Origin of the sequence: Acidimicrobium ferrooxidans DSM 10331 (assembly GCF_000023265.1) — a bacterium.
In the GTDB taxonomy this organism is placed as follows: domain Bacteria; phylum Actinomycetota; class Acidimicrobiia; order Acidimicrobiales; family Acidimicrobiaceae; genus Acidimicrobium; species Acidimicrobium ferrooxidans.
In genome coordinates this window covers 800,198-824,503 of the sequence record NC_013124.1, presented here as the reverse complement: position 1 = coordinate 824,503, position 24,306 = coordinate 800,198, and the positions used below count along the sequence as shown (strand labels likewise).

22 protein-coding genes and 1 tRNA gene are annotated in these 24,306 nt (G+C 69.3%); 12 read left to right on the top strand and 11 right to left on the bottom strand.

What is annotated here, in order from left to right; all coding sequences use genetic code 11:
- Nucleotides 1-63 precede the first annotated feature (63 nt).
- The 9 genes from AFER_RS04185 to AFER_RS04140 all read right to left on the bottom strand — a co-directional run bounded on the left by AFER_RS04185 (nucleotide 64) and on the right by AFER_RS04140 (nucleotide 10,289).
- Complete coding sequence (locus tag AFER_RS04185; protein ID WP_015798246.1) at nucleotides 64-2,040, bottom strand: M13 family metallopeptidase; 1,977 nt, start codon at nucleotides 2,038-2,040, stop codon at nucleotides 64-66.
- 316 nt (nucleotides 2,041-2,356) lie between these two features.
- Nucleotides 2,357-2,482 (bottom strand): hypothetical protein, encoded by a 126-nt coding sequence (locus AFER_RS12770; RefSeq protein WP_280956806.1) that lies wholly within the window; start codon nucleotides 2,480-2,482, stop codon nucleotides 2,357-2,359.
- Between the two features lie 404 nt (nucleotides 2,483-2,886).
- Complete coding sequence (locus AFER_RS04175; protein ID WP_015798245.1) at nucleotides 2,887-3,549, bottom strand: DUF4232 domain-containing protein; 663 nt, start codon at nucleotides 3,547-3,549, stop codon at nucleotides 2,887-2,889.
- A gap of 560 nt (nucleotides 3,550-4,109) precedes the next feature.
- A complete protein-coding gene (locus AFER_RS10890; RefSeq protein WP_015798244.1) occupies nucleotides 4,110-5,282 on the bottom strand; it encodes a bifunctional cobalt-precorrin-7 (C(5))-methyltransferase CbiE/decarboxylating cobalt-precorrin-6B (C(15))-methyltransferase CbiT in 1,173 nt (390 codons plus the stop codon).
- Nucleotides 5,279-6,340 carry a cobalt-precorrin-5B (C(1))-methyltransferase gene (locus tag AFER_RS04160; RefSeq protein ID WP_015798243.1) on the bottom strand — a complete coding sequence of 354 codons (1,062 nt, stop codon included), beginning with the start codon at nucleotides 6,338-6,340 and terminating at the stop codon, nucleotides 5,279-5,281. Before AFER_RS04160 ends, AFER_RS10890 begins: the two co-directional genes overlap by 4 nt.
- Before the next feature lie 7 nt (nucleotides 6,341-6,347).
- Complete coding sequence (locus AFER_RS04155; RefSeq protein ID WP_015798242.1) at nucleotides 6,348-7,169, bottom strand: cobalt-precorrin-4/precorrin-4 C(11)-methyltransferase; 822 nt, start codon at nucleotides 7,167-7,169, stop codon at nucleotides 6,348-6,350.
- A 10-nt stretch (nucleotides 7,170-7,179) separates the two neighbouring features.
- Nucleotides 7,180-8,490, bottom strand: a complete 1,311-nt coding sequence (locus AFER_RS04150; protein WP_245526031.1) for a cobyrinic acid a,c-diamide synthase CobB — start codon at nucleotides 8,488-8,490, stop codon at nucleotides 7,180-7,182.
- An 11-nt stretch (nucleotides 8,491-8,501) separates the two neighbouring features.
- Nucleotides 8,502-9,023 (bottom strand): cob(I)yrinic acid a,c-diamide adenosyltransferase, encoded by a 522-nt coding sequence (gene cobO / locus AFER_RS04145; RefSeq protein WP_015798240.1) that lies wholly within the window; start codon nucleotides 9,021-9,023, stop codon nucleotides 8,502-8,504.
- 54 nt (nucleotides 9,024-9,077) lie between these two features.
- Complete coding sequence (locus AFER_RS04140) at nucleotides 9,078-10,289, bottom strand: fumarylacetoacetate hydrolase family protein (RefSeq protein WP_015798239.1); 1,212 nt, start codon at nucleotides 10,287-10,289, stop codon at nucleotides 9,078-9,080.
- Nucleotides 10,290-10,476: 187 nt separating this feature from the next.
- Between AFER_RS04140 and cobJ the strand changes: the two genes are divergently transcribed.
- The 6 genes from cobJ to AFER_RS04115 are packed head-to-tail and all read left to right on the top strand — an operon-like array spanning nucleotide 10,477 to nucleotide 16,542.
- Nucleotides 10,477-12,120 (top strand): precorrin-3B C(17)-methyltransferase, encoded by a 1,644-nt coding sequence (gene cobJ, locus AFER_RS04135; protein WP_015798238.1) that lies wholly within the window; start codon nucleotides 10,477-10,479, stop codon nucleotides 12,118-12,120.
- Complete coding sequence (locus AFER_RS12890; protein WP_083769244.1) at nucleotides 12,117-12,302, top strand: 4Fe-4S binding protein; 186 nt, start codon at nucleotides 12,117-12,119, stop codon at nucleotides 12,300-12,302. The genes cobJ and AFER_RS12890 overlap by 4 nt, the downstream gene beginning before the upstream one ends.
- The gene (locus AFER_RS04130) at nucleotides 12,299-12,883 is read left to right on the top strand and encodes a precorrin-8X methylmutase (RefSeq protein ID WP_015798237.1); all 585 of its coding nucleotides are present in this window, start codon (nucleotides 12,299-12,301) and stop codon (nucleotides 12,881-12,883) included. The genes AFER_RS12890 and AFER_RS04130 overlap by 4 nt, the downstream gene beginning before the upstream one ends.
- A complete protein-coding gene (locus AFER_RS04125; RefSeq protein ID WP_015798236.1) occupies nucleotides 12,880-14,067 on the top strand; it encodes a CbiX/SirB N-terminal domain-containing protein in 1,188 nt (395 codons plus the stop codon). The genes AFER_RS04130 and AFER_RS04125 overlap by 4 nt, the downstream gene beginning before the upstream one ends.
- 36 nt (nucleotides 14,068-14,103) lie before the next feature.
- Complete coding sequence (locus tag AFER_RS04120) at nucleotides 14,104-15,783, top strand: long-chain-fatty-acid--CoA ligase (protein ID WP_049755305.1); 1,680 nt, start codon at nucleotides 14,104-14,106, stop codon at nucleotides 15,781-15,783.
- 9 nt (nucleotides 15,784-15,792) lie between these two features.
- Nucleotides 15,793-16,542 carry an acyl-[acyl-carrier-protein] thioesterase gene (locus tag AFER_RS04115; protein WP_015798234.1) on the top strand — a complete coding sequence of 250 codons (750 nt, stop codon included), beginning with the start codon at nucleotides 15,793-15,795 and terminating at the stop codon, nucleotides 16,540-16,542.
- A gap of 11 nt (nucleotides 16,543-16,553) precedes the next feature.
- Here AFER_RS04115 and hutH read toward each other — a convergent pair whose 3' ends face one another.
- Entirely contained in the window at nucleotides 16,554-18,074 is a 1,521-nt protein-coding gene (gene hutH, locus AFER_RS04110; protein WP_015798233.1) for a histidine ammonia-lyase, read from the bottom strand.
- An 81-nt stretch (nucleotides 18,075-18,155) separates the two neighbouring features.
- Between hutH and AFER_RS04105 the strand changes: the two genes are divergently transcribed.
- The 4 genes from AFER_RS04105 (at nucleotide 18,156) to AFER_RS04085 (ending at nucleotide 21,231) form a co-directional block, all read left to right on the top strand.
- Nucleotides 18,156-18,228, top strand: a tRNA-Arg gene (locus AFER_RS04105).
- A 301-nt stretch (nucleotides 18,229-18,529) separates the two neighbouring features.
- Nucleotides 18,530-19,348, top strand: coding sequence for a hypothetical protein (locus tag AFER_RS04095; RefSeq protein ID WP_041661673.1), 819 nt, complete (start codon nucleotides 18,530-18,532; stop codon nucleotides 19,346-19,348).
- Between the two features lie 256 nt (nucleotides 19,349-19,604).
- Nucleotides 19,605-19,976 (top strand): DUF3054 domain-containing protein, encoded by a 372-nt coding sequence (locus AFER_RS04090; RefSeq protein WP_015798231.1) that lies wholly within the window; start codon nucleotides 19,605-19,607, stop codon nucleotides 19,974-19,976.
- 61 nt (nucleotides 19,977-20,037) lie between these two features.
- Entirely contained in the window at nucleotides 20,038-21,231 is a 1,194-nt protein-coding gene (locus tag AFER_RS04085) for an MFS transporter (protein ID WP_015798230.1), read from the top strand.
- A gap of 73 nt (nucleotides 21,232-21,304) precedes the next feature.
- Here AFER_RS04085 and AFER_RS04080 read toward each other — a convergent pair whose 3' ends face one another.
- Nucleotides 21,305-22,660: a class II 3-deoxy-7-phosphoheptulonate synthase gene (locus tag AFER_RS04080; RefSeq protein ID WP_015798229.1), complete on the bottom strand. Its 1,356-nt coding sequence runs from the start codon at nucleotides 22,658-22,660 to the stop codon at nucleotides 21,305-21,307.
- A gap of 84 nt (nucleotides 22,661-22,744) precedes the next feature.
- On the opposite strand from AFER_RS04080, the gene AFER_RS04075 reads away from it, so the two are divergent.
- Both AFER_RS04075 and nadD read left to right on the top strand, forming a co-directional pair.
- Nucleotides 22,745-23,668, top strand: a complete 924-nt coding sequence (locus AFER_RS04075) for an LLM class flavin-dependent oxidoreductase (protein WP_015798228.1) — start codon at nucleotides 22,745-22,747, stop codon at nucleotides 23,666-23,668.
- Entirely contained in the window at nucleotides 23,668-24,288 is a 621-nt protein-coding gene (gene nadD / locus AFER_RS04070; RefSeq protein WP_015798227.1) for a nicotinate-nucleotide adenylyltransferase, read from the top strand. The genes AFER_RS04075 and nadD overlap by 1 nt, the downstream gene beginning before the upstream one ends.
- Nucleotides 24,289-24,306 lie beyond the last annotated feature (18 nt).

Genomic DNA, 24,306 nt, shown 5'->3' with positions numbered 1-24,306 from the left:
AGCACCGGGGCCGACAGCCCGCGAGACGTCACTCGGGCATGCAGTCTCGGTTCTCGCGGTCAGCTAGGCACGCCAGATCCGCACGCGCTCCTCGGGGTCAAGCCAGAGCCCCGACGACGGATCGGTGTGAAACGTCTGGTGGAAGGCGTCGACGTTGCGCGCAGCCTGATTGCAGCGAAACTCTGGCGGCGAGTGTGGGTCGATCGCGAGCAATCGCAGCGCCTCTTCGTCACGGCGTTGCTCTCGCCAACAGATGGCCCATGAGAAGAAGAAGCGCTCTCCACCTGACGTCCCCTCGAGTACAGGGGGCTCCGCGCCGTCGAGGGCGAGCTCGTAGGCACGCCACGCGATCGCGAGCCCACCGATGTCGCCGATGTTCTCGCCCACGGTGAGTGCCCCGTCCACGTGGTGCTCGGGGATCTGTCGAGGTGTGAGCGCGCTGTACTGTTCGATCAGCGCCTTCGTCCGATGCTCGAAGTTCGCCCGATCGTCGTCGGTCCACCAGTTGCGCAGACGGCCCTCACCGTCGTAACGAGAGCCCTGATCGTCGAATGCGTGCCCGATCTCGTGACCAATGACCGCGCCGATCGCCCCGTAGTTCGCCGCGGCGTCCCGTTCGGCATCGAAGAACGGCGGCTGCAAGATGGCTGCCGGGAAGACGATCTCGTTGAAGCCTGGGTTGTAGTACGCGTTCACCGTCTGAGGGGTCATGAACCACTCCGACCGATCGACCGGCCGACCGATCTTGGCGAGTTCGAAGTCCATGGCGAACGACGCCGCGCGCCGAGCGTTGCCGATGAGATCCTCCGGGTCGACGACGAGCGCGCCGTAGTCACGCCAGGCGTCGGGATAGCCGACCTTGACCACGATCGCCTCGAGCTTGGCGAGCGCTTCGGCCCGCGTCTCCTCGCGCATCCACTCCAAGGAGGCGATGCTCTCACGGTACGCATCGAGCAGGTGGTCGACGAGCTCGCGCACCGCATGCCTTGCAGGCTCGGAGAAGTGGCGCGCGACGTAGAGGCGCCCGACCGCCTCCCCCATCGCCCCCTCGACGAATGACACCGCACGCTTCCAGCGCGCCCGCAACGTCGGAGCACCGGTGAGTGCAGTGCCGTAGAAGGCAAAGCTCTCCTCGACGAAGCGTGTCGAGAGCAGCGGAGCACTGTGGGCAATGACGTGCCAGGCCAGCCAGTCGCGCCAGACATCGATTCGACCATCCTCGAACAGCTCACCGACCGAGCCGAGGAAGGCGGGCTGGCGCACCACGACCTCACGGACCACCGCACGATCGACGCCCATACCGTCGATCCAGGCCTCGAGGAACGCCTCGGCCTCGCGGTGGCCCTGCGCGACCAACCCGACGAGGTCCTCGTACGTCATGAGGTTGTAGGTGGCGAGCGCGTCGCGACTCGCGACGTTGTCGAGATGGCGAGCAGCGATCGCCGCCTCGAGCTCGACGACCGCTGCGGCCCTCGCGGCCGCGTTCGTCAGGCCAGCAAGCTCGAACATCGTCGCCACGTGCTGTCGATGCAGGGCACGAACCGATGCGAAGCGTTCCTCACGGAAGTAGCGCTCGTCCGGCAGCGAGATCCCACCTTGCGAGACGAAGACGAGATAGCGAGAAGGGTCACCAGGATCCGTGTCGACGAAGAGGTCGACGAGGCCGCGCACACCATCGCGCTCGAGACTGCCGAGCAGGTGCCAGAACGATCCGTAATCGGCGACGTCGTCGATCGCCGCAAGGAGCGGAGCGATGGGTGCGGCGCCTTGCTCTTCGATGCGTTCGGCATCCATGAAACTCGCGTAGAGGTCGCCGAGCTTGCGCTCCTCAGACCCGGCCGGAGCCTCACGGGCCTGCTCGCACAGTTCGCGCACCGCGATCTCTGCAGCGTCGGCGAGCTCGCTGAACGCGCCGTAGCGTGCTCGATCGTCGGGGATGGCCGTCCGTTGAAACCAGCGGTTGTTGACGTGACCGAACAGATCATCCTGAGGGCGAACGGTGGGGTCGAGGTCGTCGAGATCGATGCCGGGTGCAACCATAGGAAGCACTCTAACCAGGCAGTCGAGTCGAACGCCGGAGGCAGCTGCCGACCTGGGTCACGCCCGAGACCGTGGTGTCGCTGGCCGGCTCCAGAACCACGTCCGCCTTCCCCGCGAGACCACGTTCGCGCACGTCCGCTCGCTGGTCCCGTTGGGCGCCGATGCTCTCGACCGTAGCAGCCTTCCAACGCTTGGCCGAGGCTGTGAGAAGGTGCAGTCAGGTGGCCCGCCCGACCTGCGCCTCGCACGCTGTCGCTCAGGTGACCTGCGAACCGCTGGCGGAGTAGGTGCACGGCTCCCCGCTGGCGGTCCGGGGTCAGACGTTTCCCTCGGCCAGCTCCTCAGAGCTGTCGTTGTCGAGGGCGAGATCAGCCACCAGCTTCTTCGGGCGCCGGTTCTCGGCCGAGAGCTCCTTCACCCTCTTCACGTCGGGCCCCTTCATGGGGCCGTCGGTCTGCTTCCAGCCGCTGCCAGGTCGTCTCGGTGATGTGCGAGGGCGCGAGCGACCTCGGCGACCGTGGCCCCTCGTTGGCTCTCGTCCCCCTTCGGCCAGCCTCCGGAGGATCTGCTCCGAGGTGTGGCGTTCGTGCCCTTCATGTGCGCTCCCTCCGCCTGTCCATGCTGGTCGGGCTCCTCACAGAGCGGGGGGTCTCGTTGCAGGGAGCTAGCCACCAGCATGGATCCAGTGGAGGCGGTCTGCGGGTGGATCCCCTGGCGACGTGCCCACTCGGTCAGGTTCACAGGGCCACGCTCGCACTCGACTCTGCGTACGCATGGGTTGCACGGACTTCTGTTGGAGCAGTTCGCGACCCCTCTCCACCACGTCTGTTGCCCCATCCCGACGCTTCAGGACGTCGCACCCCCCGAACCACTGCCGGTACCGGATTGGGCCCGTGTCAGCGGTTCGATGGTCAGCAGGTCGACTGAGCGGTTGGCGCATCCATAGAGCTCAGGCGCCGATACGTACAGTGCAGTCGTCTGATCCGGGGGGTAGACGCGAACGCCTCCGACCTTGGTTGGCTGGCACGTCGAGGTCGGGTAGTTCTGCGCGACTTCGATGCCGAGGATGGCCTGCGCGGACTGTCCTGGCTCGAGCGTCGCCGTCTGCTCGCTCCCCGCGACGCGGCTGGCTGATCGGCCCACCTGCGAACCACTCGCCGACACGACGAGCGACACCCCCGGGTAGCCGTAGAGCGTGCACGACCGCGACGACACGTTCGTCAGGAGGAGCGGATAGTAGGTCGTTCCCGCCGCCCCACTTGGTTGGCCGAGTGACGCGGACAACGCCGCCGTATCGCATGGGGCGACCGCTGCGGGGGTCGATGACGACCCGGACGATGAGCGAGTGGACGAAGTCTGCGAGGAGGAACGCTTCGGAGTCGACGACGAGCGAGACGAGCTCGTGGAATGCGTCGACGAGGTCGCCTGTCCGCAAGCGGCGAGCCCGATCCCCGCGACCGCGACCAATATCCCAGCGTGCAACCGACTCCGCCCGTACCACGACGTCATGTGCGCACCTCCTCCGGCACCTCGCAACCGCACCCGCACCCCTGATCCGCGAGTCCGCCGAGGACCCACTGTCTATCGGCATTCGGCAAGCCCCACCTTACGCAGGCGTCGTGCTCGAGCCACTGTGACGCATCGCTACCTCCCCGGTCCCCCCCAGCGAGCCGCGTAGCGGCACGGTTGTCGCGCCGGTACGAAGCCTCGCCAGAGGTCTCGGACCCGATCGATCCGTTGGCATCGTTGCCGCGCGAGAGAGGAGCGACGAGACTCGCTTCCAGCCCCACCACCGTTCGGCCGTGCCTGTCGACACCGTGCCGGAGCGGACGCGCGTGCCCAGCTCCCTCTGACCCCCGTCAACATTCGCTGGAGGGGTCACCGGCCACGCCCGACCGTGGCAGCACCCACAACGGCTACCTGAGCGAGGACCGCTCCCTCAGCCCGGCACGGGCCTCCGCGCGCCGGCTCGTCGTCGAACCGCGAGAGCCACGATCCATCGAGCGCGGGCAACGATCCATCACTGTACGAGCTCGCACGGTCGGCCCTCGAGCCAGCTCCCCCGACTCCTACCTCCACGCGAGGAAGATCGGACTACGGGGAACGAAGCGGACCCCTTCCGGCGCGACAGGAGACGCGTCCGCGACCTCGATGAGTTCGAGGTTGCCGAGCAGCTCTCGGGCGACCGCGGCTCGTCCGGGATCGACGAACGTGGCGACGACGCGACCCCCACCTCGGACGCGATCGAGCGTCGCTCGCAGCGCACGCGGCCCGCCACCGCCGACGAAGGCGGCGTCGTAGTCGCCCTCGGGAGCATGCTCTTCGACGCGTGCCTCGAGAACCTCGACACGCGCACCCAACGCTCGCGCATGCTCGCGTGCTCGAGCCGCACGCTCCGCGCGGGGCTCGAGCTGCACGATGGTGATGTCGGGACGTAGGCGCCACAGGGTGAGACCCACGTATCCCGTGCCCGCGCCGACCTCGAGCACCCGCGCGCCCGGTGGGAGTCGATCCGGAGCGAGTCGTGCGACCGCGACGAGGCGTACCTCGAGACTCGTGAAGACGCCGTCCGAGTCTCGAGGTCGATCGGCGAAGACGTCGAGACCGCGCATCCGATGGACCACCTCACGGCGCGAGAGAGCTCCATCGATCCACAGCAGACTCGGCACACGCGGCGCCTCGGAGCGGGCCTGCCACGCCTCGTCGAGGACCTCCTCTGCCGTCCCGAGGGCAACGGCGAGCCAGGACCGTCGACCCGAAGCCGCCACAGCATTCGCGAGGTCGACGAGTGCCTGGCCGGGACACAAGAGCGCGATCACCGGACCGTCACCAGCGAGCACCTCGTCGAGGACCTGGAGGGCCACGTCATGGTCACGACCGACGAACGACACCACGCTCGCGCCCTCCCAGGAGCGCCCGAGCCGCGCCGCCGCGACGGCTGCGGTCGTCGGTCCGGGCAGGATCTCGAGGTCGAGGCCCGCATCGGCGAGCACGCGCGAGATGCCGAAGAATCCCGGGTCCCCACTCGCGACCACGACCACGTCCGGGTTCTCGTGGACGAGATCGACGAGCTCGGTGATCGGTGTCGGATAAGCGATGACCGTCGCCTGCGGCGCGAGTGAGCCGAGCACCTCGTGCAACCGTCGAGGCGCCACGACGAGACGAGCGCGCTCGAGGGCGCCCAGCTGGCGACCCGTCAAGTTCGAGGGGTCGTCACCGACCCAGCCGACCACGACGCTCATCGCTCGCCAGGCACCGAACGCCGCACGACGACGGCGGCATCGTCCACGTCGCACAGCACGACCTCGACCGTGGCCCGGCCCCCGATCGCCTCGGACAACGTGACCGCCGCGCGTTCGGCAAGCAGCTCGAGCGGCGCAACCACGCCGAGTTCACGACAGACCTCGTAGAAGTGTCGAGCCGTGTTGGTCGCATCCGCAGCCTCGACCACCGCCGCCGGAGCTCCCGCCGCGATCGCGGCCTCCCGCAGCACCGACGTGTCCACGTCGGCGCGGTGGAAGTGCGTCATGATGAGACCTTGGGCCACCTTCGTCACCTTGCCCACCATGGCATACCACGTGATCGGGTCCATGTGGTGGTGGGCGGCCCGTCGGACCGCCACGCCGGTGAAGTCACCGACCTCGACGATGCCGACCGGGTCGAGATCGGAACGCTCGGCCATGGCCCTCGCCTCCGTGCGAGAACCGGTCGCGAGCACCATCTCGCCAAGCCCGGCGGCGGCCGCCACGTCGATCTGCTGCACGACGCTTGCGCGATACGACGCCGTGGAGAACGGGCGCACGATCCCCGTCGTGCCGAGGATCGAGATACCACCGACGATGCCGAGGCGGGCGTTCGTCGTCCGCTCGGCCATCGCCTCGCCACCTGGAACGCTGACGACGACCGCGAAGCCCTCGTCAGTCACCTCGCGAATGGCGTCGGTGATCTGGCGGCGCGGCACCGGGTTGATCGCCGGCTCACCAACCTCGAGCCCGAGACCGGGGCGCGTGACCGTGCCGACACCCTCACCGGCCACGAAGCGCAGCTGTGCCTCGGCGAGCGGGGTCAGCGACACCGTCACATGAGCCCCGTGGGTGCAGTCAGGGTCGTCACCTGCGTCCTTCTCGACGTAGGCCCGCCCGAGCGCATCCCACTCGACCGGAAGCTCGACTCGCCGCCCCGTCGGCAGGGCGATCTCAACGCGCGAGACGTGCTCACGATGGACGAGCCAAATGGCCGCTGCCTTGGCGGCCGCGGCCGCACAGGTACCGGTCGTGAACCCGGTCCGCAGGCCTGGCACGACGCCCTCACCGAACGGAGCGACGCAGGCGGGCCCGCGGGCGCCCCTGCGTCGTGCCCGCCGTCGAGCGTGCTCGGAAACGATGCGAGAACGAAGGTGCGTAGAGGTGCGATCGGGCTCCGGGCGCGACGAGCGCATCCCCGACGACGATGGTCACGCTGCGCGATGCCCCGAGACGGCGAACGGCCTCCGGGATGCCTGCGATGGTGGTGCGCTCGAAGCGCTCCTCCGGCCAACTCGCCCGCACGACGACCGCCGCTGGCGTCGACGCGGTGAAGGCCGAACCCTCCGCGAGCAGCTCCTCGACCACACGCTCGGGATGCGCACCCGAGAGCAGGATCGCCAGGGTCCCACCGAGTGCCGCGTAGGCCCGCAGTCGCTCGCGTTCGGGCATCGAGGCGCTCGTACGGGCCGCCACCCTCGTGATTACGACGCTCTGGGCGACCTGGGGCACGGTGAGCTCGCGTCCGAGCACGGCGGCGCACGCCGCAACGCTCGTAACGCCAGGGACGATCTCGACGGCGCGATCATTGGCGATGCACCAGTCGAGCTGCTCTTGGATCGCCCCGTAGAGCGACGGATCGCCGGAGTGGAGCCGGACGATGGCCGCCTCGGGATTGGCCGCGTAGACGCCGAGCACGTCCTCCAAGGTCATGAGGGCCGAATCGTGGATCTGTGCGCCAGGGGCACAGAAGCCGAGGACGTCGTCTGGGATCAGCGACGACGCCCAGACGACGATGTCGGCTGCGCGTAAGCGCTCAACCGCACGAAGCGTCAACAGATCGGACGCGCCCGGCCCTGCACCCACGAAGCTGATGAGCCCACTCACGGGGCGCATCCTACGCCGTCTCGGACGACCCACCCCCGCCGGCACGACGCAGCAGATCGCCCGCAAGCCCCGGGTCCACACCGAGGTGGAAGTGCAGGAAGCTCGCCAGGAGCCTCGGGCTCACCACCCCGCCTGGGCGCGGCTCGCCTCGGGCGTCCACGACGTCGATCTCACCTGGGTCGTCCTCCGGTACCAGGTAGTGGAACTCGTGAGCCGGCAGCGACCGAGCCCCGAAAGGACCGTCAACCAGGCGAGCCGACCGATAGCCGAGGACCGGACGCGAGCCCAACCGCATGGCGACGGGCACGACACCTGCCATCTGAGAACCCTCGAGCGAGCGTGCGAGCAGCGCATACCCACCGCACTCGGCGATCACCGTGATCTCGTTCGCCGCCCGACGCAGCGCCGGCCACAGCGGCCCGTTGTCGGCGAGCGCCGCCTGGTAATGCTCTGGATAGCCGCCATGAAGCCACAGCAGCCGTGCGTGTGGGTCGGGGACCTCCTCGAGCGGATCGAACGGGAGCAGCTCAGCTCCCGCTGCCTCCAGCCTGAGCAGGTTCTCCTCGTAGCGAAAGCGCGCGCTCGGCCCCACGGAGAGTGCGACCGGCACCCGGGACCGCGCCTCGCCGAGTTCGGGGTCGACCAGGCGGAGCTCAGGCGCCCGACGCACCAGGGCTTCGAGGTCGACCGACTCCTCCACCACGTACCGAGCACGCTCGAGCCACGCATCGAACCCGTCGAGCTCACTCGGGTCGACGAGGCCGAGGTGTCGCTGCGCAAGACCGTCGAGCGCTCCCTCGGCGATGTGACCGAGGAGCGCGATACCGACACGAGCAAGACCTTCAGCTACGAGGTCCCCATGGTGCGCCGAGCGCACCCGGTTCGCGATGACACCGAGCGGTGCGACGCCAGACGCCGTCGCCAGACCGAGCGCGACCGCCCCCACCGTCTGCGCCGTTGAGGTCGCATCGAGGACCAAGACGAGCCCCAGTCCCAGCGTGCGCGCGAGGTGTGCGCTCGAGGCGACGGGTGGCGTGCTGGCGGTCGGCGCGCCGTCGAGCAGCCCCATCGCACCCTCGGCGATCACGACATCGGCACCTCGCGCCGCCAACGCGAGCGAACGCGCCGGCCCGTCACGACCGGTCAGGAACGCGTCGAGGTTGAACGCCGGACGGCGAGCGGCTCGACCTAACAAGCGTGTGTCGAGGTAGTCGGGACCCGCCTTGGCCACCCCGACGCGCAGGCCCCGCGCGCGCAGCGCTGCGACGAGCCCGAGCGTGACCGCGGTCTTGCCCGCGCCCGAGCGTGCGGCGCCGACGATGAGGCCCCGGGTCAGTACTCGATCCCCTTGCGCGCACGAATCCCCTGGTCGTAGGCGTGCTTGACCTTGCGCATCTCGGTCACGGTGTCGGCGAGCTCGACCACGCCCTCGGGCGCCCCCCGCCCGGTGACGATCACGTTGGTACGGGAAGGACGCGAGCGCAACGCCTCCACCACCGCATCCTCGCTCACCCAGCCGTAGCGCACCGGATAGGTGAGCTCATCGAGGATCACGAGGTCGTAGGCACCACTCGCGAGGCGCTCGGCCGCGAATGCCCAGGCCTCGCGCCCCAGTTCCGCAGTACGCTCGAGGTCCGTCGACTCCCAGGTGAAGCCGTCCCCGAGTGCGTAGAACTCGATGCCGAGATGCTCGGCGAGCTTGCGCTCGCCGACCTTCCAGGTCCCGCTCTTCAAGAACTGGACGACGAGCACCGTCCAGCCGCGCGCCCATGCACGACCCATGACCCCGAACGCGGCAGACGACTTCCCCTTGCCATCTCCGGTGTTGACCAGCAAGCGCGATGGAACAGGCACGCGGGCGAGCCTAATGCGCGAGCTCCGCCGCCAGCAGCGAGTCCCGAGAGCCACTCACCAAGGCGACGCGATGGCCGAGACCACCCGGCCCGTCACCTCGCCGAGTCGGATGAAGCCGCCGTCGAGGGCCGGTGCCGTGGCCGTGATGGTGACCTCGTCGCCGTCGACGAGCCAGGTACGCATGTGCCCGTCATCGAGGCGCACGGGCCGCGTCCCACCCCAGGTGAGCTCGAGCAGCGAACCGACCTCGTCGGGCGCCGCGCCCGACACCGTCCCAGAGCAGAAGAGATCCTCCGGCTCGACGGGTGCACCGTTGTCGGTGAGGTGTGCAAGGAGCTGGCCCGGGGTCCAGTAGGTCGTGGCGGCCGGCGGACGCGTGAGGACGGTTCCATTGAGGCGAAGCTCGAGCCGAAGATCGAGGCACCATGGGTCCGGATCGACGAGGTTGGCACTCGGTGCCGGATCTTGCACCGGCGGCGTCACCCGCGCTGCGTCGAGTGCCGAGAGTGGGGTGACCCAGGCGCTAATGCTGGTGGCGAACGACTTGCCGGCGAAGGGGCCGAGCGGGAACGACTCGAGCGCCTGGATGTCGCGAGCGCTCCAGTCGTTCGCGAGCACGACGCCGCCGACCATCTCCGCGAACGCGCCGGCCGACACTGGCCGACCACGCTCGCTCGCGCGTCCGACGACGAATCCCACCTCGGCCTCGAGATCGAGCATCGCGCTCGGCCCGAGCACGACACCCTCGCCCTCGCGGCGCAGACCCCAGGGGCGCACGATGGGGGTGCCTGACACGACGACGGTGGACGCACGGCCGTGGTAGCCGATCGGGAGCCGACGCCACGCAGCCGGCAGCGGATCCCCGTCGGGACGGAAGATCCTGCCGGCGTTCGTGGCGTGGGCCTCGGACGCGTAGAAGTCGACGTAGGTGCGTGGTCGTATCGGCACAGAGAGCTCGAGCGCATCGATCGAGACCAACCGACGTGCGACGGCGTCGTCCGGGCGTCCGCTCGCGAGGACCACGATCTCGTCTCGCAGTCGCGCCATGGTGGCCGAGCCGGCCGCAAAGAGCGGACCGAGCGTCCGTGCAGCAACGAGCCCGTGCGACACGCTCCTCAGCAACCCGTCGTCGACGAGCGGCGCGAGCCGTAGGGCGACATCCCCGATGCGCACCACCACGCCCTCGGCGTCCACCCCCAGCGGCAGGTGGTCGAGGCCGTAGCCGTGCTCGAGATCCGTGTCGATCCAGCTCGTCAGCGGCGCCACAGCGCGACTCTAGCAACGAGGTGCTCCGTGTGCCCGCCATCGCCACGGGCGTCCGGCGATCTCGGTCGCAGAGGAGGCGCTCCCTCGTCCTGCCCTCGCCAAGCGGGTAGGCTGCCAAGCCATCGAGACCACCCCGTCCACCTCATGCCCCAGTTCGCGTAGCGTCACCGGCGCCGCCGGCGGCGCCGTGGTCGCCATCGGAGCCGAGCTCGCTGACCTCGCCAAGACGCTCGGCTTTGCGTCGGTCGCCCACGCGTCGATGGCCATGCTCCGTGAGGCGCTCGTCAGCTACGACGCGCTCGTCGTCGTCGCCCCGATCCCGGTGGTCGTACGCGCGATCGTCGAGGTCGGCCTCGCCCCGAAGCGCGTCACGCCCGCGATCGTCGCCCTCGACAGCGCCCGGCGCTACTGCGTCGTGCTGACGGGCGCCCATCGAGGTGCGAACGACCTCGCCGAGGCCGTCTCCCGTGCGACGGGCGCGGTCGCGGTCGTGACGACGAGTGCCGATCTCATCGATGCACCCGCGCTCGACGAGCTGCCTGCTCTCGGCCCAGAACCGCTCCCTGCACGGCTCCAGCAACGCCTCAATGACGGCGCTGCCCTCAGCTTCGCACCGCGGCCTGGCCTTGCGATCTCCGACTGGCTCGCTCGCCGTGCACGACCGGGCCGAGCCCCAGCGGTCGAGGTCAACGTCGGTGAGTCTCGCGGTCTCGCCGCACCCCGCATCATCGCGCGCACGGTCGTGGTCGGGGTCGGGCTGGAACAGCGGGCAACGGCCGATGACCTGCGCGCTGCCATCGACGCGGCGCTCGAGGAGGCCGACCTCGAGCCAGCCGCCGTGGCAGCGCTCGCCACCATCGACCGCCGCCGCTTGCATCCAGCGCTCGGCGCGCTCGGACTTCCGATCGTCGGCTACGAGGCCGCCGTCCTCCGTGAGGTGGCGGTACCGACGCCATCGCCGATCGTGGAGCGCGCCGTGCACACGCCATCCGTGGCAGAGGCCGCGGCCCTTCGGCTCGCCGGACCCGACGCAACGCTCGTGCTGCCCAAGCGGATCGACGGGCCCGTCACCGTCGCCGTGGCGGTCCGTGACGCGCCACTCGGTGAGGTAACGGTGGTCGGGCTCGGACCGGGCTCGCTCGATCTCGTCACGCCGCGGGCACGGGGCGCCATCGCCAACGCGGACGTCGTGATCGCCTACCACGGCTACCTCGACCAGGCCCAACCTCTCATTGGTCGCCACGCTCTCCAGCAGGGCTTTGCCCTCGGAGCCGAACGTGAGCGCGCCATGGCCGCGGTCGCCCGCGCCGAGGCGGGCGCCCGAGTCGTGGTGCTCGCCTCCGGCGACCCTGGTATCTACGCGCTCGCGACCCTCGTCCACGAGGTGGCCGATGGTCGCGTGCCGGTGTCCGTCGTGCCCGGTGTCACCGCATCCCTCGCGACCGCGGCCCGCGCCGGCGCGATCCTCGCCCATGATCACGCCGTCATCTCGCTCTCCGACCTCCTCACGCCGTGGGAGACCATCCAGCAGCGGCTCGAAGCGGCCGCTCGCGCCGATCTCACCGTGGTGCTCTACAACCCCCGTTCGGGACGACGCGGGTGGCAGCTCGAGAAGGCGCTCGCGATCCTCGCGGCACATCGACCCCCGACGACGCCCGTCCTCGTCGGCCGCAACGTCGAACGCGTCGACGAACACCTCGAACTCGGCACGCTCGACGACCTCGACGTCACGACCGTCGACATGACGAGCATCGTCATCGTGGGCCAGTCGGCGACCCGAGTCCTCGGAGGACTCGCGGTGACACCCCGTGGCTACCAGCCTGCGCGATGAGCGTGGCGATCGCACTGGGTACCTGCGTCGGGTGCGGCGTGTGCATCCCGACCTGCCACACCCACGCCCTTCGACCTGCTCCGGGGCGCCCGGAGCTCGTCGCCTCACGTTGCGACGACTGCGGCGCCTGCATCGAAGTCTGCCCCACCGACGCGATCGTGGGGAGCTGGGAGCGACGATGACGACCGACGCCGGAGCACGCATCACTCGCGAGAGCTTCGAGCGCATCTGCGCCGAGGTCGATCTCGCGCGTTTCGGTCCCGGCGCGCGCCGCGTCGCCGCGCGCATCGTCCACGCCACGGCCGACCCCTCGCTCGTTGACGACCTCGTACTCGACGAGGCGGTCGTCACCGAGGCGGTCCGTCTCCTTCGCACCGGCGCGCCGATCCTCGTCGACGCGCGCATGGTTGCCGCAGGGGCTCCGCGGCTCCCGACCATCGTGACGCTCGATGCGGTCGAGCAAGGTGACGCCGTCGAGACCCGCTCGGCGCGAGCGATGCGCGCGTCGCTCTCCGCTCTCGCGAACCCGGCCGTGGTGGCGATCGGCAACGCCCCGACCGCTCTCTCGGCGCTCCTCGAGCACCCCGTCAACGTCGGCGTCGTCCTCGGCTTCTGCGTCGGCTACGTGGGCGCGGCGGAAGCCAAGGAACGCCTCCTCGCGAGCGGCCTCGCGTGCCTCACCCTCCGTGGCCGTCGCGGAGGCAGTCCCGTCGCCGCCGCGGCACTCAATGCGCTCGCCGAACTCGCTACGGAGGAGACATGACACATCGCGCCCCAACCGATCTCGTCGTCCTCGTCGGCCACGGCACGCGTCTCGAGCACGGTCAGGCTGAGTTCCGCGCCTTCGTCGAGCTTGCCGCTCGGCGCCTCCCGACCCGCGTCGAGGCAGGCTTCATCGAGTTCGCCGACCCAACCCTCGCCGACGCTGCCGACGCTGCCGCTCGTTCTGGCGCGCGACGCATCACCGTCGCGCCCGTGGTGCTCGTCGGTGCGGGTCACTTGAAGGACGACGCGGCATCGGTCGCGGCGCGCATCCGAGCACTCGCCCCCGACGCCGACGTGCGCCTTGCCCCCCAGCTCGGTGCCTCGAACGAGCTCCTCGAGCTCGCCGTACGCCGAGCTCGTGCGGTCTCGCCGATGCCGCCCGAGGCCGTTCTCGTCGTGGGACGGGGATCGACCGACCCGAGCGCCAACGCCGAGCTCGCCGCGATCGCGCGCCTCGTCGGCGAACGTCTCGGCGTCGACCTCGTCGAAGAGGCCTTCGTCTCGCTGGCCCAACCCAGCGTCGGTGAGGGTGTGGAACGCCTCTGGCGCCTCGGGGCCCGGAGCGTCCTCCTCGTGCCGTGGTGGCTGTTCGCCGGCGTCCTCCTCGAGCGGGCCGAACAAGAGGCGACGGAGCGCGCAAGCGCGCTCGGGCTCGACCTCCAGGTCGCAGAGCGCTTCGGCCCCGATCCCGCCGTCCTCGACGCCGTCTGGTACGGCATCGAGGACGCCTGGCGCCAGGTTCGATCGAGCTGCGACACCTGTCGATGGCGCCCCCCGTTCTCACCACCACCTCCCATCGCAGACCACGGGGATCTGCGCCGCATCGAGATCGGCATCGACACCCCCGACCCGGGGCGCGCGGCCGCGTTCTGGGCACGCCTCCTGGGCTATCGCATCGGCGATCTCGACAGCACCGGCACCTATCTCGACCTCGTGGCGCCCGATGGGTCCCTGCCGCCGGTGTTCCTCCAGCGCATCGAGACGGCGGACCCTCGCGCCAACCGCGTCCACCTCGACCTCTACGGCGCGAGCCGCGAGACGCTCCGCGAGCGGGCCCTCGCCCTTGGCGCAGAGGAGCGCTCCGACCGACGCGAGGGTGTCGACGGGGGCGCCTGGTGCGTCCTCGCCGACCCCGACGGCGTACAGTTCTGCGTGATGCAGGACGAACCAGAGGCCGACTGAGCTGACAGGGCGCGGAGCCCTTCGCTACCATCCGAAGTGGCGAAGGGGGGTGTCGCCATGATGATGGACGTTGCGTTGACGACGTGGCTCCTGTTCGAGCACGCCGAAGGGGCCTATGCCGACACCGAGATCGTCACCCAGCGCTCGCCCACCGAGCAGCACCGCTCTCGCTTCGGCGACTTCGCCGACCGCGCCCGGCGCCTCATCACCGTCCTCGACGACCTGGCTCCGCCGGAGGCCATCGTGGGGACGCTCGCGTGGAACAGCGCCGAGCACCTCGAGGCCTACTTCGGCATCACGCTCTCGGGGAGGACGCTCCACACGCTCAATCCGCGTCTTGGCGACGACGATCTCGCCTGGATCATCGACGACGCCGGCGACGAGGTCATCATCGCAAGCGGCGATCTGGTTGCGACCGTGGCGCGCATCGCACCGCGCCTTCGACAGATCCCACGGATCATCGCCATCGGTCCCGTCGACCCCGGGGCCGCGAACGCCCTTGGCGAGGTGCTCGACTACGACGCGCTCGTCACGAGCGCCGATCCCGCCCCCGGCACGCGCACCCTCGACGAGCGCCAGCGCGCCGGCATCTGCTACACCTCCGGCACCACCGGACGGCCGAAGGGCGTGGCCTCGACTCATCGTTCCCTCGTGCTCCACACCGCGCTCGCGGTGAACGCCGGCAACGGGCCGGCCCTCTCGCGCAGCGAGTGCGTCATGCCGGTCGTGCCGATGTTCCACGTCTACGCCTGGGGACTGCCCTTCGGCGCGGTGGCGGCAGGCGCGAAGCTCGTCTTCCCGCCACCGACCCTCAACCCCGCGGTCCTCATCGAGCTGATCCGCGCCGAGCGCGTCACGAAGGCGGGCGGCGTCCCGACCGTCTGGATTGCGGTGGCAGAGGCGCTCGAGGCGAACGGCGGCGACCTCGGAGCACTACGCGAACTCCTCTGTGGCGGGTCGGCGCCGCCACCCTCGTTGATCACGACCTTCGCCGAGCGTTACGGGATCCGCATGCTCCAGGCCTGGGGCATGACCGAGACCTCCCCGATCGCCACCACCTCGCGACTCCCGCACGCCATGGGTGAGCTCCCCTTGGCCGACCAGCTCGACCACATCGCCAGCGCAGGGGCTCCCGTCGCTGGCATCACCCTCGCCGTCGTCGACGAGACCGGCAGCGAGGTTCCGCACGACGGCGCGCACATGGGCGACATCTACGTGCGGGGACCATGGGTGCTCGATGGCTACCTCCACGGGGCGGGCCCAGAGTCGTTCACGGCACGGCCAGGGTGGTTCCGCACCGGCGACGTCGGCACCATCGACCCCGGCGGCCGGCTCCGCATCGTCGATCGGACCAAGGATCTCATCAAGTCGGGCGGTGAATGGATCAGCTCGGTGCTGCTCGAGTCGACCCTGATGGGACATCCCGACGTCGTCGAGGCTGCGGTCGTCGCGATCGCCGATGCGCGATGGGGCGAGAGGCCCGCCGCAGCGGTCGTGCTCGCACCCGGCACCTCGCTCTCGCTCGCCGCCGCACGGGCGTGGCTCGAGACCCATGGCGTCCCGCGTTGGCAGCTGCCCGATCACCTCGTCGTCGTCGACGAGATCCCTCGCACGAGCGTCGGCAAGTTCGACAAGAAGGTGCTCCGGGCGCAACTCGCATCGCTGGCCGACGAGCGTCCCAGCTCGTCATTGCCCGCGTCAGCCCCTCCCGACTAGCGTGGGCGCGTGCCGCTCGCCCCTCTGCCAGACCAGGGTCGTCGCTACGACGACCACCGCCGCGTGCTGCTGTCTGACACGACGCCGGACGGACGTCTTCGGCTCGACGCGATCGCCCGCTTCCTCCACGACATCGCGACCCTCGACAACACCGATGCCCCGCTGGTGGACAAGGGTCTATGGGTCATCCGCTCGATCGACATCGAGATCTTCTCCTGGCCTCGCTATCTCGACGCCGTCGACCTCGCCACGGCGGTCTCCGGGACCGGGCGCGCGTGGGCAGAGCGTCGTACCGACCTGTTGGTTCGCGGCGAACTCCTCGTCAGCGCCGCCGCCGTCTGGGTGAACACCCGCCCCGACACTGGGGCACCTGCGTCACTCCCCGATGGCTTCGACGAGGTCTATGGCGAGGCCGCCGCTGGTCGTCGCGTCCGCCCGAGCCTCGTCATCACGACACCAGACACCGAGCCCGAGGCGACCTGGCATCTCGACCTACGCCGCAGCGATCTCGACATCGTCGACCACGTCAACAACGCCATTCATCTCGCCCTCGTCGAAGAGGCACTGTGGCGCGCCGGCCTCTCGGCGGCGCTCACGGGACCGACCCATGTCCGCATCGAGTTCCCGCGCTCACTGCCAGGAGGCTCGGCGGCCACGGTCTCGCTGTGGGGAACCGATCCGCTCACCGTCGTGGTCGGTGACGATGAGGGCCCGAGCTCGGTCACGGCGATCGAGCGGCTCGAGCAGCCCTCTCCCTGAACGTCGACCGCCTAGCGCTGCTCGAGAATGCGCAACGGTGCGTGCTCCGCGATGGCGCCCGCCCGTACGAGCTCTGTGGCTCGAGCGATGTCCGGGGCGAGGTAGTGATCGAGGTCGTAGTGTGGCACGTACTCGCGCACGAGCGCGATCACCTGTTCGAGCCGATCCGAACTGCGCAAGGGTCGACGGAGCTCGACGCCTTGGACCGCAGCGAGCAGCGTGATCGCAACCACCGTCTGCGTGTTGGCGACGACCTCGTGGAGCTTGCGCGCCGCGAAGGTGGCCATCGACACGTGGTCTTCCTGGTTAGCCGACGTCGGCAAGGAATCGACCGACGCCGGGTGTGCGAGCGTCTTGTTCTCGCTCGCGAGCGCCGCGGCGGTCACCTGCGCGATCATGAAGCCCGAGTTCACACCGCCCTCGCGCACGAGAAACGGAGGTAGGCCCGACAGCGAGTGGTCGATGAGCAGCGCGAGCTGACGCTCGGCGAGGCCGCCGATCTCCGCAGCGCCGATCGCGAGCACATCGGCGGCAAAGGCGACCGGCTCGGCGTGGAAGTTGCCGCCCGAGAGCACCTCTCCGGTCTCGACGAAGACCAACGGATTGTCCGTGACGCCGTTGGCCTCTCGCTCGAGCACGGCGGCCTGCATCCGCACGAGATCGAGCACCGCGCCGAGGACCTGGGGCTGACAACGCAGGGAGTAGGGGTCCTGCACTTTGCCACAGTCCTGATGACTCTGGACGATGCCTGACCCCGCGAGCAGCGTCGTCAGCGCGGCGGCCACGTCTGCTTGGGTCGGATGGCCACGGAGCGCGTGGATGCGAGCGTCGAACGGCACCATGGAGCCAGCGGCCGCATCGACGGCGAGCGCACCCGCCACGACGGCAGCGGCGAGCGTACGCTCGAGGGCGAACAGTCCCGCGAGCGCGATCGCCGTCGAGACTTGGGTGCCGTTGATGAGCGCGAGACCCTCCTTGGGAGCGAACGACAGCGGAGCAAGCCCCGCCTCGGCGAGCGCATCGATGGCTGGGACGCGCGCACCCGCGACGAGCGCATCACCGACACCCATGAGCAGCGCGCCGACGTGCGCCAGTGGCGCGAGGTCACCGGAGGCCCCGACCGATCCCTTCTCAGGGATGATCGGCAACACGTCGTGCTCGAGGAGCGCGAGGAGAGCCTCGACGAGCTCGCGGCGAACCCCCGAAGCACCACGTGCGAGGCTTGCGACCTTCAGCGCGAGGACGAGTCGCACGGTCGGCGGGTCGAGCGGATCGCCGACGCCCACCGCGTGCGACAAGATGAGATTGCGCTGGAGGAGCTCGAGTTGGTCGCGCGGGATCTTCGTCGATGCCAAGCGACCGAACCCCGTATTGATGCCGTAGGCCGGGTCGTCACGATCGGCGAGTTCGGCCACGGTACGCGCGGCGCGATCGATCACCTCCCAGGCACTCGCGTCGAGTTCGAACGAGGTTTCCCCCGCCCACAACGACCGCAGCTCGGCAAGGGTCAGCTCACCCGGAATGCAGCGCATGCATACTCCTCCTGATCTGGCTGGCGATGCTACAACCTGGACGCCACGTCGCCACATCGGATCGGTAGCATGCTGAGTGCCGCCCCCGTAGCTCAGTGGAGAGAGCAGCTGCCTTCTAAGCAGTCGGTCGCAGGTTCGAATCCTGCCGGGGGCGCCCGGAACGCGTCCCGTGCACCCGTGCCCCCTTGTGACCACATGTCGCTCTGCGACACACACCCCCCACCCGAGCTCCATCGTGCCACCACAGCGACCCTCGGAGGCGTGCGTCCGCGGCCTCGCGCCGTCGGCTTCGCTCACCGGCCGTCGCGATGAGTTCGCCGACGGAACGACTCGAGCGCCGGGTGCGCCCGTCGACAGAGCCGAGGACATCGCGCCCCTGATCCTGACGAGTGGCCGAGCGTGGAGCACGCTCCACGCTCCGTGACGCGTTCCCCCTGCCGAGCTAGAGTCTCGTCATGTCGATCACGACGTCGAGTCGTCCTCGCCGGAGCCTCCAGGTGGCGAGGCTCACACGGTCGCACCTGCAGCGCGAGCCTCGCGCCTCGGCTCGCGCCACCGAGGTGATCAGGTTCGCATCGGTTCGAGCGCACCGGGCCCGGAGCATCCTCGGCATCCTCGGCGCGTTGGCCGTCGGGGCCGCGCTCGGGGCGTGCGGCTCGACGTCGCCCGCGGCCCCCGAACAACCGAACCCGGCCGCGTTTTCCTCGGTCGACTGGCAACGGCTCAACCTTCCGCTCCCGGTCCCGAACCCTCCGTTCATGCACGTCGACGAGCGCCTGTCGCGGCAACGACCGGTGTATCTCGTGGAGGGGGGCCAGACGGTCGCCGTGCTCGCCTACGAAGCCACCAACTTCGCGAGCATCACGCCCGCTTCCATTCTGCTCTTTCGAGCCACGCGCGACCACCAGGCATCGCTCGTCGAGGCTCTCTACACCGCGTACCCTGCGCTCCTGCCGCACCACGTCACGGCAGTCGTGACGCCAACGCTTCTCGCCCCGCATCCTGACCAGCCGCTCGCGCTGCCACCCGTCCCCGTGAGCGCTGCCTGGATTGCCCACAACGGCTCCAGGCTCACCCTCTGCCTCATGGGCAGCTATGGCCCGGCCCCCTCCAACGCGGCCGAACACGTCGCCTACTACGTCGTGAGCCTTCGCTGGCGGGGCTCGGGTTTCGCACTCGTGCACCAGAGCATCGAGGCCGTGACGCTCCTCCAGCACCACCACGGACCTCCTACGATCGCTCCGCCCGCTGGGTGCTCGCACGCCAGCGCGTGAGCCTCCAAGGATGTGAGCCCCCACCACACGCGCACGGGGGACCGACACCGTGAGGCCCCCGAGGCCCTGCCCGCGCCGCATGGCAGTCCGCCAACCGCACCGGAGGACCGACGAGCCCGAGCACACAGAGCCCCGTCAACGGTGTCGGACAGCCTCGCCATCGAGGTCGCCTACGCTGCGTCGAGAGCGATCGACGCGTCATCGTGCATCGCCCGAGGTCGATCGACGCTGAGAACCCGACGCGAAGGGGAGCGACATGCGCTGGCGAAGCTGGATTGCGTGGGACATCGTCGCGACACTGATCTTCGTCGTGATCGGACGCCACGCGCACGGCCACAGCGAGCAGCTGATCGGCGTCTGGCGCACGTGGTGGCCGTTCCTCGTCGGGACGCTCGTCGGATTCCTGCTCGTACGTCGACGTACAGGCCAGGTCTGGCCAGGAGGGATCGTCGTCTGGGCCAGCACCGTAACGCTCGGTATGGTGTTGCGTCTTCTCAGCCATCAAGGCGTGGTGTGGCTCTTCGTCGCCGTGGCCGGCTCGTTCCTCGGCCTCTTCCTGGTCGGTCCGCGACTCGCCTGGGCGCTGTGGCGACGCATCCAACCTCGGCAACTGCACACTGCCAGATAACTACTCACCGCAAGATAGTCGTTGCGCATGCAACCGTAATGACCGCTACACTATCAGAATCATGGCTCAGTCCTCTCGTCGTCCCGTCGCTCTCCTCGGCGCCACGGCGTCCTTCCGCGGGACGCAGAACATGGCCCTTACCACCATCGCGCTCTTGCTCCGCGATCAGCTCCACGCCGGCGCGACGGCGATCGGCGTCGTCGGTGCCATCGCCGGAGCAGCCACCGTCGTCGTCAACCTCGGGTTCTCGTCGCGCCTGCACCCATCGCGCCTGCGCGACGCGGTTCTCGCGGCAGCCCTGATCCTGCTCGCGGGGCTCGTGGTCCTCGCGCTCAGCCCCAACCTCGCCGTGGCGAGCCTCGGAGCGGCCCTCGTCGGCATCGCGGGCGGGCTCGGGATGCCGAGCCTGACCGGACTGAGCCAACTCGTCTCGGCCGGGGCACCCGACCGAGAACGTCAGCTTGCCATCTTCACGCTCGTACTCTCGGCCTCGCTCGCCGTCGCCCCGCTCATCGAGTCAGGCATCCTGGTCGTCGCGCACCAGGACGTTCGTGCGCCCCTCCTCGTCTTCGGCGTCTTCCCGCTGGTCGTGGTCGGCGCCATGGCGACCATCCACCTCTCCCGACCATCCGCCAACGACCACGCCTCCGAGCGCGCCGCCATCGCCGACGTGCACCCGTTTCGCCATCGAGCGGCCCGCCAGGCACTGATCGCTCAGCTCATGTACGCCTTGCCCTTTGCCGCGGTGACCGCCTTTGGCGCGGCCATTGCGCGCTCGCTCCCTCACGTCAGCGCCGCAGAAGCACAGTACGCCTTCACCGCCTTCTTCGTCACGTCGTTCGCATCACGCGGCGTCGTCGCCGCGCGCAGCCCGATCGCGCACAAGCAGCGCATGCTCGTCGTCTCCGGATTGCTCACCGTGGCCGGACTCGCGATCGCGGTCGTCGCTCCGTCGTTCGCCGTCTTTGCGATCGCGATGGCGGTCCTTGGCATCCCGCACGGGGCGATCTTCCCGATCGTGCTCTCCATGCTCGCCGACACCCTCGAACCCATTGCGCTACCGAAGGCGAACTCCTATCTGATCGGGTTCTCCAACATCGTCGGGGTCGGCGCACCGGCCGCGCTCGGGGCGATCGCGAGTGCCGCAGGGTACCGAGGGATGGAGGTCGTCGTGCTCGTCCCTACCGTCGCCTTGCTTGGCGTGCTCGTCGTGTTCGTACGCCGGGGCCGCACCACGCTGGTCGCCAACGCGTAGCTCGAGAGCGGCGCCCCGCGCCACCCGGCGCGGCGTGGTCGCACAACGGATGGGGATCTGAGCTGAGCAGAACTCAGCGGATCAGGAGTTCAGCGACGCGAAACGCCAAGTCGAGTGATTGGCGCGCGTTCAACCGAGGATCGCAGATGGTGTCGTAGGCACGACACAGTTCCGACTCGAGCACCGCCTCCGAGCCGCCAAGACACTCCGTCACGTCCTCTCCGGTGAGCTCGAGGTGGATCCCACCTGCGTGGGTACCAAGCCGTCGATGGACCTCGAAGAAACCGGCGATCTCGTCCATCACGTCCTCGAAGCGGCGCGTCTTGTAGCCTGACTGGGAGACGAAGGTGTTGCCGTGCATCGGATCGCACAGCCACACCACCGGATAGCCCGCCTCACGTACGGCCTCGACGAGACCTCCGAGGCGATCACGCACGGCGTCGTGACCCATGCGTGAGATGAGCACCAGCCGACCCGGCGTCCGATCAGGATCGAGGATCCGGCAGGCCTCGACGAGGGTGTCGGGCTCCATCGTGGGGCCGACCTTCAGTCCGACCGGATTGGCGATCCCCGATGCAAAACGCAGGTGTGCGCCGTCGAGCTGGCGCGTGCGCTCGCCCACCCAGACCATGTGGGCCGAGAGGTCGTAGTAGCGCTGCGAGGCAGGATCGCGCCGGGTGAGCGCCGCCTCGTAGGGCAGTAAGAGCGCCTCGTGCGAGGTCCACACGTTCACTTGGTGCAGAACGGCCTCGCGCTCGAGATCGATCCCGCAGCCTGCCATGAAGCGAAGTGCCCGATCGACCCCATCGGCGATCGCCTGGTAGCGCTGCCCTTCCGGCGACGAGGCGACGAAGTCGAGGTTCCACCGATGCGCCCCGGAGAGATCCGCGAAGCCCCCCTCGGTGAGGGCTCGCAACACGCTCACCGTCGCTCGGGACTGATCGTAGGCCCAGAGTAGGCGTTCGGGGTTGGGACGACGCGCGTCCAGTGTCGGGGCGTCATCATGGACGATGTGCCCGCGAAACGACGGCAAGGTCGCCCCGTCGACGACCTCGACGGGCGCCGACCTCGGCTTGGCGAACTGGCCGGCGATACGCCCGATCTTGACCACCGACACGCCCGACGAGTAGGTCAGGACCACGGCCATCTGCAAGATGATCTTCAGCTTGGCGCGCAGCGAACTCGCGGAGTGATCGTGGAAGCTCTCCGCGCAGTCACCGGCTTGGAGCACGAAGGCACGTCCACGGGCCGCACGCGCCAGTGCGGCTCGTAGCCGGTCGACGTCCTTGGCGACCACGAGGGCTGGGCGCTGAGCCAACTCCTTGATGACCGCGTCCAACGCCTCGGGATCGGGCCACTCGGGCTGCTGCGCGGCCACACGCTGCTGCCAGTCCCACGGCTGCCAACCGGCGTCGTCAAGCGCGTTCATGAAGCCTCCTAGCGGTAGTCTAGGTGCTCACCCGACCATGCCCCAGGACTCCCCGCTCTCCAGCCCTCGCGAAGGAATCGTCTCGTGACGCGCCCACACTTCGTCGTCCAACTTGGCGCGAGCACACAGCTCGCCGAGCTCCCCGCGCTCCTTGCATCCATCGAAGCCGCCGGCTACGACGGCGTGTCGTTCCCCGACCACATCGAGGAGCGCACCGCTCCCATCGCCTCGGTGGCGCTCGCCGCCGCAGCGTCACGACGCCTCACGGTTGCGGCGCTCGTCATGAATAACGACCTGCGCCATCCCGCGATCATCGCCGCCGAGTTCGCGACCATCGCCTCGGCGTTCCCGGGTCGCATCGCGCTCGGACTCGGAGCTGGTTGGCAGCGCAGCGACTTCGACCACCTCGGCGCGCGCTTCGACGTCGCCGCCGCTCGCGTCGACCGTCTGGCCGAGGCACTCGCGATCGTCGATCGGCTGCGATCGCACGGCGAGGTCACTTTCCACGGTCGGGCCTATCAGCTCAACGGATTCCGCCTCCCCATGGGGGCGGCGGGCTTCGAACTGGTCGCCGGCGGCGGGGGGCCGCGCGTGCTGACACTGGCGGCACGCTACGCCGACGTCGTCAGCGTCAACCCATCGCTCGCACGACCCGACTCGCGGCGCGCGGTCGCCGATCAGCTCTCGGCCGCCTCCTATCGCCGCAAGCTCGCCAAGGTGCGTGAGGCTGCCGCCCTCGCTGATCGATCGCCACGCATCCAGCTGCGCACCGCGTTCGTGCACCTCGGCAACGACGCCGCATCCGTCGTGCGCGACCTCAGTCGCGCCTACAACGTCGACGTCGCCGACGCGCTCGCCATGCCGGCGGTCCTGATCGGTACCGCGGCCGAGGTTGCCGAGAAGATCCAGGCCGTCTCCGAGACGCTCGGCGTCGACGAATGGGTGGTCCACGAGCCAGAACGCGAGGCTTTCGGCGAAGTCATCGAGCTCCTCGAGCAGAACCACTGATGCGCATCGGGGTCTTCGGGGGCACCTTCGACCCTCTCCACATCGGACACCTCGTTGCCGCTCAGAACGCGCAGTACGCTGCCGCCCTCGACCGCGTTCTCTTCGTGGTGGCCAACGTGCCCTGGCAGAAGGAGGCCGCTCGCGAAGTGACCGACCCTGCGCTGCGGCTCGCGGTGGTGCGCGCGGTCATCGAGACCATCGACGGATTCGAGGCATCGGACCTCGAGATCCGTCGTGGGGGTCGCTCCTACACGGTCGACACGCTCCGCGAGCTGCGGGCTCAGCACCCGAACGACGAGCTCTTCTTGATCGTCGGCTCCGACGCCGCGAACCAGATGAGGACCTGGGAACGAGCCGACGAGCTCCCGCTCCTCTCTCGCATCGTCGTCGTCAATCGCTATGGCTACCCGAGCCCGACCGTGCTCGAGGGCTTTCGCGATCCGATCTTCGCCGAGATGCCCTGGCTCGACATCTCCTCGACCGATCTGCGCGAACGCGTGCGCGATCGTCGCCCCCTCCAGTTCCTGTTGCCCGACGAGGCCATCGCCGCCATCAATCGCTTCGGGCTCTACCACGACGCGCCCCCGCCACACTCGGCGATACAGCCCAAGCCGGGCTAGACTGACTGGTGCGTGGCG